The organism is Pseudomonas sp. OV546 (genome assembly GCF_900116845.1).
Lineage (GTDB): Bacteria > Pseudomonadota > Gammaproteobacteria > Pseudomonadales > Pseudomonadaceae > Aquipseudomonas > Aquipseudomonas petroselini.
Genome location: NZ_FPCE01000008.1, coordinates 126796 through 139140, shown reverse-complemented (window position 1 = coordinate 139140; position 12345 = coordinate 126796). Strand labels below are relative to the sequence as shown.

The 12345-nt window shown below is 61.4% G+C and carries 11 protein-coding genes; 9 read left to right on the top strand and 2 right to left on the bottom strand.

Annotation, left to right across the window (positions count from 1 at the left end):
• Nucleotides 1-34: 34 nt before the first annotated feature.
• Nucleotides 35-2425: a hybrid sensor histidine kinase/response regulator gene (locus BM403_RS19355; RefSeq protein WP_015886044.1), complete on the bottom strand. Its 2391-nt coding sequence runs from the start codon at nt 2423-2425 to the stop codon at nt 35-37.
• 276 nt (nt 2426-2701) lie between these two features.
• On the opposite strand from BM403_RS19355, the gene BM403_RS19350 reads away from it, so the two are divergent.
• The 4 genes from BM403_RS19350 (at nt 2702) to BM403_RS19335 (ending at nt 6222) form a co-directional block, all read left to right on the top strand.
• Nucleotides 2702-3499: a hydroxymethylpyrimidine/phosphomethylpyrimidine kinase gene (locus BM403_RS19350; RefSeq protein WP_093544228.1), complete on the top strand. Its 798-nt coding sequence runs from the start codon at nt 2702-2704 to the stop codon at nt 3497-3499.
• 18 nt (nt 3500-3517) lie between these two features.
• The gene (thiE, locus tag BM403_RS19345; protein WP_015886046.1) at nt 3518-4147 is read left to right on the top strand and encodes a thiamine phosphate synthase; all 630 of its coding nucleotides are present in this window, start codon (nt 3518-3520) and stop codon (nt 4145-4147) included.
• Between the two features lie 11 nt (nt 4148-4158).
• On the top strand, nt 4159-5442 hold the full coding sequence (gene hemL / locus BM403_RS19340; protein WP_093544226.1) for a glutamate-1-semialdehyde 2,1-aminomutase: 1284 nt from the start codon (nt 4159-4161) through the stop codon (nt 5440-5442).
• Between the two features lie 225 nt (nt 5443-5667).
• A complete protein-coding gene (locus BM403_RS19335; protein WP_015886048.1) occupies nt 5668-6222 on the top strand; it encodes a tetratricopeptide repeat protein in 555 nt (184 codons plus the stop codon).
• A 146-nt stretch (nt 6223-6368) separates the two neighbouring features.
• On the opposite strand, the gene BM403_RS19330 is transcribed toward BM403_RS19335, so the two are convergent.
• Entirely contained in the window at nt 6369-6695 is a 327-nt protein-coding gene (locus tag BM403_RS19330; protein ID WP_003194436.1) for a DUF1820 family protein, read from the bottom strand.
• A 131-nt stretch (nt 6696-6826) separates the two neighbouring features.
• On the opposite strand from BM403_RS19330, the gene miaB reads away from it, so the two are divergent.
• The 5 genes from miaB to lnt all read left to right on the top strand — a co-directional run bounded on the left by miaB (nt 6827) and on the right by lnt (nt 12239).
• Nucleotides 6827-8155: a tRNA (N6-isopentenyl adenosine(37)-C2)-methylthiotransferase MiaB gene (gene miaB, locus BM403_RS19325; protein ID WP_015886049.1), complete on the top strand. Its 1329-nt coding sequence runs from the start codon at nt 6827-6829 to the stop codon at nt 8153-8155.
• A gap of 215 nt (nt 8156-8370) precedes the next feature.
• Nucleotides 8371-9375 carry a PhoH family protein gene (locus tag BM403_RS19320; protein ID WP_015886050.1) on the top strand — a complete coding sequence of 335 codons (1005 nt, stop codon included), beginning with the start codon at nt 8371-8373 and terminating at the stop codon, nt 9373-9375.
• Entirely contained in the window at nt 9368-9826 is a 459-nt protein-coding gene (gene ybeY / locus BM403_RS19315; RefSeq protein ID WP_046036575.1) for an rRNA maturation RNase YbeY, read from the top strand. The genes BM403_RS19320 and ybeY overlap by 8 nt, the downstream gene beginning before the upstream one ends.
• Nucleotides 9827-9867: 41 nt before the next feature.
• Nucleotides 9868-10707 carry an HlyC/CorC family transporter gene (locus tag BM403_RS19310; RefSeq protein WP_010206772.1) on the top strand — a complete coding sequence of 280 codons (840 nt, stop codon included), beginning with the start codon at nt 9868-9870 and terminating at the stop codon, nt 10705-10707.
• An 8-nt stretch (nt 10708-10715) separates the two neighbouring features.
• Entirely contained in the window at nt 10716-12239 is a 1524-nt protein-coding gene (gene lnt, locus BM403_RS19305) for an apolipoprotein N-acyltransferase (RefSeq protein WP_064052967.1), read from the top strand.
• The last annotated feature ends 106 nt before the right edge of the window (nt 12240-12345 follow it).

Genomic DNA, 12345 nt, shown 5'->3' with positions numbered 1-12345 from the left:
AGGCCTGAATTTCAGTTAAGCACCGTCATACGCCTTAAAACAGTGGCATACCCGCCGAATGTCCGGCGCTTTCGCCCTCTACCTTGCCCAGTAACCGCCGCGCCAACACCGCCTGCAAGGCCTCGAAACGTACGGGTTTGGCGAGGCGTTCGGAGACGCCGATGCCATGGCAGTGCTCGCGCTCCGACACATTCAGTGAGGTACTCAAGGCGATTACCGGCAACTCGCCGCAACCAGGCAGTGCACGGATCTGACAGCACAATGAGAAGCCACCTTCGGGAAGGTCCAACAACACCGCGTCGAAATTCCCACCCTGCAAGGCCGCCAGTGCATTCGGCCCACTGTCTACGGTTTTCACCCGATAGCCGAGCTTGAGCAGCATGCCGCGTACCACCAGTTGGCCGACGCTGTTGTCATCCACCAGCAGCACCGAGCAGTCCTGCGGGGCGCGCTGCTTATCCGGGACGGGGCTGGATTCGGCCGGTAGCGGGCTGACTTCCATTTCCAGCTGGAAGCGGCTGCCTTTGCTCGGTTCGGAATGATGAGTGAGGCGCCCGCCCAGCAACTCGATCAGCTGCCGACAAATGGCCAGGCCGATACCCAGGCCACCGTATTCGCGGGTGGTGGAACCATCGAGCTGGAAGAAACGCTGATACAGCGTGGCCTCGTCGAGGAAAGCGAAGCCAATACCGGTGTCGGTGACGATAAAGCTCAGGCGCAAGCCACCGTCACTGTGGGGCACGCCGACCACCCGCAGGCGAACCGAGCCCTCGTGGGTGAACTTGAACGCGTTATCGAGCAGGCAATCGAGGCACTGCAGCAGTTTGTCGGCGTCACCCAGCACACGGTCCGGCAGTTCGTCCGCCACGTCGATGGAAAACGCCAGGCCTTTGCTCTGGGCGCTGGCGCTGAACTGCTGGCGCAAGGTGTCGAGCGTACCGCGCAGGCTGAACACCTGGGGCTGGGCATTCAGGCGTCCGGCCTGCAATTCGGTCAGGGTGAGAATGCCGTTGACCATGCGCATCATGTCCCGCGCCGAACCGGCGGCGGTTTGCTGGTACTGCGCCAGGTCCGCGTCCAGGGGCACGGTTTGCATCAGCTCAAGGGAGCCAATCACACCGTTCATGGGGGTGCGCAGTTCGTGGGTCAGGGTGGCGAGGAATTCATCCTTGAGCCGGTTGCTGCGGGCCAGTTGCGCGTTGAGCACCTCGAGCTTCTGGCTGGCATCGAAGAGGATCTGCGCCTGTTGTTCGCGCATGGCGTTGATGCGGTCGGCCAAGGCCAGGGACAACAGCGCCACTTCAATGGCGGAGCCGATCTGGCTGGCGTACATGGTCAGGAACACATTGGGCAGGTAGCCCAGCACCATCAGGGTATTCACCACCCCACCCAGCAGGAACGCCGACCAGGCAATGATGAAATAGCGCGCCACCCGCTGGCCGCAATACCAGGCCTTGATGGCGGCGACAAAGATGGTCACGGTAAACACCAATGCCAAACCGGTGGCCAGGCGCAGCGCCAGGGCGTAGCTGGTCATCAACGACAACAGCATCACTACGCCACCACCCGCCACCAGCGCCAGCAGTAGACGGTTGATCCAGCGGCTGTGCTGGGCGGTGTGCAAAAAGCTGCGCGCAAACAGGCTGCCGAAGAGCGCTGCCGCACCGATCAGGAACGGCGTCGCGGCATTCGCCCACCAGGGGTTGTTCGGCCAGAAATACTCCACCGCCGCGCCATTCACCGACAGCTGATACATGCCGAACGAAGCGATATACAAGATGTAATAAAGGTAGCTGGTGTCGCGCACGCTGAGGTAGATGAACAGGTTGTAGACCAGCATCCCCAGCAACACGCCATAGATCAGGCCCAACACATACAGGCGCAGCGGCTGTTGTTCCAGGTAGGCCGTGCTGGACCAGAGCGTCAATGGCGCCTGGATCGAACCCTCGCTTTGCAGGCGCAGGTAGACGGTTTTTGTCTCGCCCGGCGTGAAGTCGACCTTGAACAGGTAGTTGTTCTGGCGAATCTCACGGGCGGAAAACGGCAGCGCATCCCCCGTGCGCCCGGCCAGGCGGTAGGTGCCGGTGCTGTCGGGCAGGTAGAGGTCGAGGTGGTCGAGCGGCGGGTACGCCAGCTCCAGCAACCAGGTGCGTTGCACGTCGGGGTTTTGGGCCAGGTAATGCAGATTGACCTTCAGCCAGAACACCGAGCGCGAGTAGCCGGCGTTCAGCGTGTCTTTATCGTGGGGTTTGAACTGCGTGGCGGCGGAAGGCGCGCTGACGTCGGCAATCGTGAGGGCGTCGGTCGGGTCTTCGAGCACTTGCATGGCTCGGCCCAGCGGCAGGCTTCGCGTGTCCTGGTTGAACTCGATGGCGCTGGCGAGCATCGGCAGCCCGCACAACAATAAAATCAGCAAATAGCGCATAGAGCCCCAGCGTGGCCTGTCCGGTTATGTCAAAAAGCCCCCCATTCCTTTTGAGATGACGTACACCGGTCATACAGTTAGTCGTTTGGATCCACTCTAGCATAGCCATTAAAGGCTATTGGACACCATTGAAATAATTTTTTGAAAGGCTCTAGAACAAGCGTCCCAGACGGTTTTAACGGCCAGCACCGTGCCAAAAAAGCGCGGTAATCCGGACAAAATTCAACCATCGCCAGACGGCCCCGCCAAAAGCGTTTGGTGGTAAGCTCGCGCACCATGAATATCTACAGCTCTCGCCCCGTTGTCCTCTGTCTCTCCGGCCATGATCCCAGTGGTGGCGCCGGCTTGCAGGCAGATATCGAAGCCCTGCTCGCCCAGGGTTGCCATGCGGCCCCGGCCGTTACCGCCCTGACCGTGCAGAACACGGTCAATGTCAGCGATTTCCGCGTGCTCGACCGCGAGTGGGTACTGGCCCAGGCCAATGCCGTGCTCGGCGACTCGGACGTGGCGGCGGTCAAGCTGGGCATGCTCGGCTCCACCGCGATGGTCGACACCGTGGTCGAGCTGCTGCAGGCGCATCCGCACCTGCCGGTGGTGTGCGACCCGGTGCTGCGTGCCGGCGGCGGCGGCAGCCTGGGCAAGGACGAAGTCGGCTATGCGATGCGCGAGCGGCTGTTGCCGCTGTCGCTGATCGCCACCCCGAACCTGCCCGAAGCGCGCATCCTCGCTGAACTGCCTGAAGGCACCGCGGACGAATGCGCCGAGAAGCTGTTGCCGTATATCAAGCACCTGCTGATCACCGGCGGCCACGGGGACGAGCACGAAGTGCACAACCGCTTATACAGCCGCGACGGCACGCGCCAGACCTTTACCTGCCAGCGCCTGCCCGGCAGCTATCATGGTTCGGGCTGCACGTTGGCCAGTGCATTGGCCGGTCGGATTGCCCACGGTGAAGGCTTGGTCAGCGCCGTGCAATCGGCACTCAACTACACTTGGCGCACCCTGCGTGACGCTGAACAACTCGGCCAGGGCCAGTTTGTACCGCGCCGGTTGCCGCTGGATTTCTGCTCTTAAAAGCACGAGGCCTGCCTGATGAAACTACGTGGCCTTTACGCCATTACCGACAGCCAACTGTTGGCCGGCAAATTCCTCGCCTACGTCGAAGCGGCGTTGGACGGTGGCGTGACCCTGCTGCAGTACCGCGACAAAAGCAGCGACGAAGCCCGCCGCCTGCGCGAAGCCGAAAAGCTGCGGGAGCTGTGCTCGCGCTACAAGACCCAACTGATCATCAACGACGACGCTGAACTGGCCGCGCGCCTCGGCGTCGGCGTGCACCTGGGCCAGACCGACGGCCCACTGACCCCGGCCCGCGCACTGCTGGGCTCCAAGGCCATCATCGGCTCGACCTGCCACAGCCAGATCGAACTGGCCGAACAGGCCGCCAAGGAAGGCGCCAGCTACGTCGCCTTCGGCCGCTTCTTCAATTCCAACACCAAGCCCGGCGCTCCGGCCGCCACGGTCGAGATGCTGGCCCAAGCCCGTGCGCGCGTGCAGCTGCCGATCTGCGTAATCGGCGGCATCACCCTGGAGAACGCCGAACCGCTGGTGGCGCACGGCGCCGACCTGCTGGCGGTGGTGCACGGCCTGTTTGGCGCCGACAGTACGCAGGAAGTCACGCGCCGCGCTCGCGCGTTCAACGATCTGCTTAAAATTTCAGTTTAGAGAGCCCCCTCATGTCCCGTTCCGAAACGCTGTTTGCCAATGCTCAGAAACACATCCCCGGCGGTGTGAACTCCCCCGTGCGTGCGTTCAAGAGCGTCGGCGGCACGCCACTGTTCTTCAAGCATGCCGAAGGCGCCTACGTCACCGACGAAGATGACAAACGCTACGTCGACTACGTCGGCTCCTGGGGCCCGATGATCCTCGGCCACAGCCACCCGGACGTGCTGGACGCGGTGCGCAAGCAGCTGGAACACGGCCTGTCGTACGGCGCGCCGACCGCCATGGAAACCGAAATGGCGGACTTGGTGTGCGCCATCGTGCCGTCGATGGAAATGGTGCGCATGGTCAGCTCCGGCACCGAAGCCACCATGAGCGCGATCCGCCTGGCCCGTGGTTTCACCGGCCGCGACAGCATCATCAAGTTCGAAGGCTGCTACCACGGTCACTCCGACAGCCTGTTGGTGAAAGCCGGCTCCGGCCTGCTGACCCAGGGCGTGCCGAGCTCGGCCGGTGTCCCGGCGGCGTTTGCCAAACACACCCTGACCCTGCCGTTCAACGACATCGCCGCCGTCGAGCAGATGCTCAATGAAGTGGGCCAGGACGTGGCGTGCATCATCGTTGAGCCAGTGGCCGGCAATATGAACTGCGTACCGCCGGCGCCGGGTTTCCTCGAAGGCCTGCGCGAGCAGTGCGACAAGCACGGCGTGGTGCTGATTTTCGACGAAGTGATGACCGGTTTCCGTGTCGCCCTCGGCGGTGCCCAGGGTCACTACGGCGTCACGCCGGACCTGAGCACCTTCGGCAAGATCATCGGCGGCGGCATGCCAGTGGGCTGCTTCGGCGGTAAACGCGAGATCATGCAGCACATCGCGCCGCTGGGCCCGGTGTACCAGGCCGGCACCTTGTCCGGTAACCCGCTGGCGATGGCCGCCGGCCTGACCACCCTGCGCCTGATCAGCCGTCCAGGCTTCCACGCCGAGCTGACCGACTACACCACGCGCTTGCTCGACGGCCTGCAACAGCGCGCCGATGCCGCCGGTATCCCCTTTGTTACCACCCAGGCGGGCGGTATGTTCGGCCTGTACTTCAGCGGTGCCGACGATATCGTCACCTTTGATGACGTGATGGGCAGCGATGCCGACCTGTTCAAACGCTTCTTCCACCTGATGCTGGAAGGCGGCGTGTACCTGGCGCCGAGCGCCTTCGAGGCCGGCTTCACCTCAATCGCCCATGGCGACGCCGAGCTGAAACTGACCCTCGACGCCGCTGAACGCGCCTTCGCTGCACTGAAATAATTGGCCGCAAAAATCAGACACCGCCCAAACGGTGTCTGATTTGCTACTTTGCCTACAGAGCTTTCCGAGTTTTTTCGAGAAATTACCTGCAATCCGGCAGATAACTTGCCCAACCAGCAGAAAAACGAGTAAAGACTTTGTAAGCAGAGGCCTGCTTATTTCATAATGCGCGCTTATTGGATCCCACGAGGGTCCGCGTGCCCCGTCAGAGGTAAGTCGATTCCCATGAAACGCACCGGCCGCACCCTGGTTCTGGGCTGCCTGTTGCTCCTTCAGCCGCTGCTGGCACATGCACAAGCAGGCGGCAACTCGTTGTTAATCCCAGCGATGGGTCGCTGCACCCTCAATACCCAGCCAGACAGCCAGGCCGAATCCCTGAGCGCGTGCCAGAAACAGGCTGACGGCGGGGATGCGCAAGCGCAATACGAGTTGGGCGAGTACTTCCACGACAGCAAAAACCCTGCACGCGACCTCAACAAAGCCTTGAGCTACTTCGAGAAAGCGTCGTTGCAGGGCCATGCGCAGGCGCAATTCGAACTGGGTAACATGTTCTTCAAAGGCGAAGGCGTACCGGCCAATAACGTCCAAGCGTATATCGTGCTGAAAATGGCGGCGGTCAACGGTGCGGAAGATGCGCTGGATACGGCCGACGAAGTGGCCGAGCACATGCAGCGCGATGAACTCGAAGTGGCGACCCAGGTACTCGGCCAGATTTTCCGTAATTACCTGCAGGAACTGCAGAGCGCGGATGGGCGTTCGCCCTTCTCCCCCCTGCCCTAGACCCTGCCCTTGTGGCGAGGGAGCTTGCTCCCGCTGGGCTGCGACGCGGCCCCAGTCCCCCTTCACTGACTTCTATATGACACACCTGTATGGCATTGGGGCCGCTTCGCGCCCCAGCGGGAGCAAGCTCCCTCGCCACAAAAGACTTATTTCTCAGGCATCGGCATCGGAAACGGCATCACATTGCTGGTGCCCCGCGCCTCGCTGATCTTCGGCGTGCCCAGGCGCTCGACTTCATCGATGCGCACAATCGAATGCATCGGCACAAAACTGCGCACCACGCCTTCAAACTGAGCCTTGAGCTTCTCCTCGCCCGGGTCGACGACCAACTGGGTGCGCTCGCCAAAGACGAATTCTTCCACCTCCAGGAAACCCCACAGATCGCTCTGATAGATCTGCTTGGCGTACATTTCGAACACCTGGCCCTGGTTGAGGAAAATCACCTTATAGATTGGAGCTTCACGTTTGGTCATGGTGGGCGAGGAACACATGGGGGATATAAAAGAGGGCGCGAACTATAGCATGGCACCCGATGCACAGCGCTAGGAACCGATGGGCATGACCCCTATAATGCGCGGTTCTTTACCACCAGTTGACGATTCCCATGGCCAAGAAGCTTTACATCGAAACCCACGGTTGCCAGATGAACGAGTACGACAGCTCGCGCATGGTCGACTTGCTGGGTGAACACCAGGCCCTGGAAGTCACCGCTCGCGCCGAAGATGCCGACGTGATCCTGCTCAATACCTGCTCGATCCGCGAGCGGGCCCAGGACCGTGTGTACTCGCAGCTGGGCCGCTGGCGCGAATTGAAGCTGGCCAACCCGGACATGGTGATCGCCGTCGGCGGTTGCGTGGCCAGCCAGGAAGGCGCCGCGATCCGCGACCGCGCGCCCTATGTCGACGTGGTCTTCGGCCCGCAGACCCTGCACCGACTGCCTGAAATGATCGACGCCGCCCGTATCACCAAGCTGCCGCAGGTTGACGTCTCGTTCCCGGAAATCGAAAAGTTCGACCACTTGCCCGAGCCGCGTATCGACGGGCCGAGCGCCTATGTGTCGGTGATGGAAGGCTGCAGCAAGTACTGCACGTTCTGTGTGGTGCCCTACACCCGTGGCGAGGAAGTCAGCCGGCCATTTGACGACGTGCTGTCGGAAATCATCCACCTGGCCGAAAACGGCGTACGCGAAGTGACCCTGCTGGGCCAGAACGTCAACGGCTATCGCGGCCTGACCCAGGACGGCCGCCTGGCCGACTTGGCGGAGCTGATCCGCGTGGTCGCAGCGGTGGACGGTATCGAGCGGATTCGCTACACCACCTCGCACCCGCTGGAGTTCTCCGACAGCCTCATCCAGGCCCACGCCGAAGTGCCGGAACTGGTCAAGCACCTGCACTTGCCGGTGCAGTCGGGTTCGGACCGCATTTTGTCAGCGATGAAGCGCAACCACACCGCACTGGAATACAAATCCAAACTGCGCAAACTGCGCGCGGCGGTGCCGGGCATCTGCATCAGCTCGGACTTCATCGTCGGCTTCCCCGGTGAAACCGAGAAAGACTTCCAGCAGACCATGAAGCTGATCGAAGACGTCGGTTTCGACTTCTCCTACTCGTTCGTCTACAGCCAGCGCCCCGGCACCCCGGCGGCCGACCTGGTGGATGAAACCCCGGAAGCGCTGAAAAAAGAGCGTCTCAACGCCTTGCAACATCGCTTGAACCAGCAGGGTTTCGAAATCAGCCGACAAATGGTCGGTTCCACCCAGCGCATCCTGGTCACCGACTATTCGAAAAAAGACCCGGGTGAACTGCAGGGCCGTACCGAGAACAACCGAATCGTAAACTTCCGTTGCGACAATCCGACCCTGATCGGCCAGTTTGCCGATGTGCACATCGATGCGGCTCAGCCCCATTCGTTGCGTGGGTCGTTGTTGCAATAATGACCTGATTAACACCGACTCAATGTGGGAGGGGGCTTGCCCCCGATGGCGGCGAATCAGATCACACATTTATTGCTGACACATCGCTATCGGGGGCAAGCCCCCTCCCACATTTGAACTGCATGGCATCAGGTTTAGATAAGTGCTTTCGTACCCGCGCCTCTGGCGTTATTCTCTATTTCACCTCAACAGCCAAAGGGCGGCTAAAAGCGACCTTGAACGCACCCATAGTAGAACCCCACCGTTTTCTCCTCGAGCCTTTTGAGGCTCGCCGTTTCGCCAACCTGTGCGGACAGTTCGACGAGCACCTGCGCCTGATCGAACAACGCCTGAGCATCGAGATCCGCAACCGCGGCAATCAGTTCGAGCTCATTGGTGAACCTCAACACACCACGTCCGCAGAAAACCTGCTGCGCCGTCTCTACCGCGAAACCAAGGGCAGTGAACTGTCGCCGGAAACGGTGCACCTGTACCTGCAGGAATCGGCAGTGGAAGACCTGGCCAACAATCCTGTGGCCGAAGCCAGCGTGGCCCTGCGTACCAAAAAAGGCATGATTCGCCCGCGCGGCTTGAATCAGCAGAAGTACGTCAAGGAAATCCTCGGCAACGACATCAACTTCGGCATCGGCCCCGCCGGTACCGGCAAGACCTACCTGGCCGTGGCCTGCGCGGTCGACGCACTGGAGCGCGAGCAAGTGCGCCGCATCCTGCTGGTGCGCCCGGCGGTCGAGGCGGGCGAAAAGCTCGGCTTCCTGCCCGGCGACCTGGCCCAGAAGATCGACCCGTACCTGCGCCCGCTCTACGACGCACTTTACGAGATGCTCGGCTTTGAATACGTGGCCAAGCTGATCGAGCGCCAGGTGATCGAGATCGCCCCGCTGGCCTACATGCGCGGGCGCACCCTGAACAACAGCTTCATCATCCTCGACGAAAGCCAGAACACCACAGTCGAGCAAATGAAGATGTTCCTCACCCGGATCGGTTTCGGCTCTACCGCCGTGATCACTGGCGACGTCACCCAGGTCGACCTGCCCAAGGGCACCAAGTCGGGCCTGGCCCAGGTGATCGAGGTGCTCAAGGACGTACCGGGCATCAGCTTCACGCACTTCATGCCCAAGGACGTGGTCCGCCATCCGCTGGTGCAGCGTATTGTCGAAGCCTACGAGCGCTTCGACCATCGCGACGATGCGCCGGCCAAGGACGTGCGCCGCGATGCTTGAGCTAGACCTGCAGCTGGCCACCGAAGCGCCCGCCCCCAGCGAAGCACAGTTCCGTGAATGGTGCGCCCTGGCCCTGCGCCAGCGCACCGCCGACTCGGAACTGACCATTCGCCTGGTCGACGAGCCCGAGGGCCGCGAGCTGAACCACACCTGGCGCCAGAAGGATTACGCGACCAACGTGCTGTCCTTCCCCGCCGACGTGCCGGATGAACTGCTGGATATCCCGTTGCTGGGCGACCTGGTCATCTGTGTCGAGGTGGTGGAGCGCGAAGCGAAGGAACAGGGCAAGGAACTTGAGGCCCACTGGGCTCATCTAGTCATCCACGGCTGCTTGCATCTCTTGGGTTACGACCATATAGACGATGACGAAGCCGAGGAAATGGAAACACTGGAACAAACGTTGCTTGCAGAATTGGGTCATCCGGACCCGTATGCAGACGACGACGCTTAAAAACACTCAACTGTAACAATAAAGGATTCAGAGTAATCGCTATGAGCGAAGACCGATCGAGCAACGGGCAGAAGTCATGGCTGGGTAAACTGACCCAGGCTTTTGCCCACGAGCCGAAAAACCGCCAGGAGCTGCTTGAGCTGCTGCGCGAGGCCCATCAGAACAAGTTGCTGGACAGCGAAGCGCTGGCCATTGTCGAAGGCGCCATCCAGGTGGCTGACCTGCAAGTACGGGACATCATGGTCCCGCGCTCGCAGATGATCAGCATCAAGGCGACCCAGACTCCACGGGAATTCCTCCCGGCCGTGATCGACTCGGCGCACTCGCGCTACCCGGTGATCGGTGAAAGCCATGACGACGTCATGGGCGTCCTGCTGGCCAAGGACCTGCTGCCTCTGATCCTCAAGGAGAACGGCGACAGCTTCAACATCAAGGACCTGCTGCGTCCGGCCACCTTCGTGCCTGAGTCCAAGCGCCTGAATGTGCTGTTGCGCGAGTTCCGCGCCAACCACAATCACATGGCCATTGTGATCGACGAATACGGTGGCGTGGCGGGCCTGGTCACGATTGAAGACGTGCTGGAACAGATCGTCGGCGACATCGAAGACGAACACGACGTTGAAGAAGACAGCTACATCAAGCCACTGCCCAGCGGTGACTTCCTGATCAAGGCATTGACGCCGATCGAGAACTTCAACGAGTTCTTCGACAGCGAATTCTCCGACGACGAGTTCGACACCGTCGGCGGCCTGGTGATGAGTGCGTTTGGCCATCTGCCAAAACGTAACGAAACCACCGAGATCGGCGCTTATCGCTTCCGCATCCTGAATGCCGATAGCCGCCGGATTCACTTGATTCGCCTGACACCTATTGCTCGCTAAGGACTGAAATGCGCCGTCTCACCGCTCCCGGCTGGCCCGGTAATGTGCTGGCCGTGGTGGCCGGTGCTATCACTACCCTGGCGCTGGCGCCGTTCGATCTGTGGCCATTTGCACTGGTAGCGGTCGGATTCTTCTATGTAGGGCTGCGTGAATTGAGCCCCCGGCAGGCGCTGGGCCGTGGCTGGTGCTTCGGTTTCGGCCTGTTTGGCGCCGGCACCAGCTGGATCTACTACAGCATCCATCACTTCGGCGGCGCTTCGGTGCTGCTGGCTGGCTTCTTGATGCTGCTGTTTACCGCCGCGATTGCCTGGTTCTTCGCCCTGCCCGCCTGGTTGTGGGCGCGCTGGTTGCGCCGCAATGAGGCGCCGTTGGCGGATGCGCTGACGTTTGCCGCGTTGTGGGTCGGCCAGGAAGCGTTTCGCGGCTGGTTCCTCACCGGTTTCCCGTGGTTGTACTCCGGTTACAGCCAACTCGACGGCCCACTCACTGGCCTGGCGCCCGTGGGCGGCATGTGGCTGATTTCCTTTGCCCTCGCACTGACGGCGGCCCTGCTGTGCAACCTGCCGCGCCTGTTGGCCACTAAGCGCAACGCGTTTATTGGCGCAGGCCTGGTGTTGCTGGTAGCGCCCTGGGCGATCGGCCTGGCACTCAAGCATCACGCCTGGACCAGCCCGTCTGGCGCGCCGCTGAGCGTGGCGGCCATTCAGGGCAATGTCGAACAAAGCATGAAATGGGACCCGGAGCAGCTCAACGCGCAGCTCGCGCTGTACCGCGACATGAGCTTCAGTTCCAAGCGTGTCGATTTGCTGGTGTGGCCGGAAACGGCGGTGCCGGTGCTCAAGGAGTCCGTTGAGGGCTACCTGGGCATGATGGGCAAGTTCGCCGCCGACCGGCACACCGCGCTGATCACCGGCGTACCGATCCGCCAGGAAGTGCACCACCAGAAGCGCTACTTCAACGGCATCACCGTGGTCGGCGAAGGCGACGGTACCTACTTGAAACAGAAGCTGGTGCCCTTTGGTGAATACGTGCCGCTGCAAGACATGCTGCGCGGCCTGATTGCCTTCTTCGACCTGCCGATGTCGGACTTCGCGCGCGGCCCGTCCGACCAGGCGATGCTCCAGGCCAAGGGCTATCAGATTGCGCCGTTCATTTGCTACGAAGTGGTGTACCCGGAGTTCGCTGCCGGGCTGTCAGCCCAGAGCGATTTGCTGCTGACCATCAGCAACGACACCTGGTTCGGCCGCTCGATCGGTCCCCTGCAGCACCTGCAAATGGCGCAGATGCGCGCGCTGGAAGCCGGACGCTGGATGATCCGTGCCACCAACAATGGCGTGACCGGCCTGATCAATCCTTTTGGGCAGATCACCGCGCAAATCCCGCAATTCGAGCGCGGCATCCTCTACGGAGAAGTCGTGCCAATGCATAACCTCACGCCGTACCTGCAATGGCGTTCATGGCCGTTGATCATCGTGTGCCTGGGGTTGTTTGGCTGGGCATTGCTGGCGGGCCGGATGGCCAAAACCGTCTGACAGAATCAAAACTAACTAATGTGGGAGGGGGCTTGCTCCCGATAGCGGAATGTCAGTCGGTACCTCCGATACTCATACACCGCGATCGGGAGCAAGCCCCCTCCCA

What these genes read in the sequence shown, in the direction of transcription:
- lnt (WP_064052967.1), top strand. Translation starts at nt 10,716, where the DNA reads ATGCGCCGTCTCACCGCTCCCGGCTGGCCCGGTAATGTGCTGGCCGTG.
- ybeY (WP_046036575.1), top strand. Translation starts at nt 9,368, where the DNA reads ATGCTTGAGCTAGACCTGCAGCTGGCCACCGAAGCGCCCGCCCCCAGC.
- miaB (WP_015886049.1), top strand. Translation starts at nt 6,827, where the DNA reads ATGGCCAAGAAGCTTTACATCGAAACCCACGGTTGCCAGATGAACGAG.
- BM403_RS19350 (WP_093544228.1), top strand. Translation starts at nt 2,702, where the DNA reads ATGAATATCTACAGCTCTCGCCCCGTTGTCCTCTGTCTCTCCGGCCAT.
- BM403_RS19335 (WP_015886048.1), top strand. Translation starts at nt 5,668, where the DNA reads ATGAAACGCACCGGCCGCACCCTGGTTCTGGGCTGCCTGTTGCTCCTT.
- hemL (WP_093544226.1), top strand. Translation starts at nt 4,159, where the DNA reads ATGTCCCGTTCCGAAACGCTGTTTGCCAATGCTCAGAAACACATCCCC.
- thiE (WP_015886046.1), top strand. Translation starts at nt 3,518, where the DNA reads ATGAAACTACGTGGCCTTTACGCCATTACCGACAGCCAACTGTTGGCC.
- BM403_RS19310 (WP_010206772.1), top strand. Translation starts at nt 9,868, where the DNA reads ATGAGCGAAGACCGATCGAGCAACGGGCAGAAGTCATGGCTGGGTAAA.
- BM403_RS19355 (WP_015886044.1), bottom strand. Translation starts at nt 2,425, where the DNA reads ATGCGCTATTTGCTGATTTTATTGTTGTGCGGGCTGCCGATGCTCGCC.
- BM403_RS19330 (WP_003194436.1), bottom strand. Translation starts at nt 6,695, where the DNA reads ATGACCAAACGTGAAGCTCCAATCTATAAGGTGATTTTCCTCAACCAG.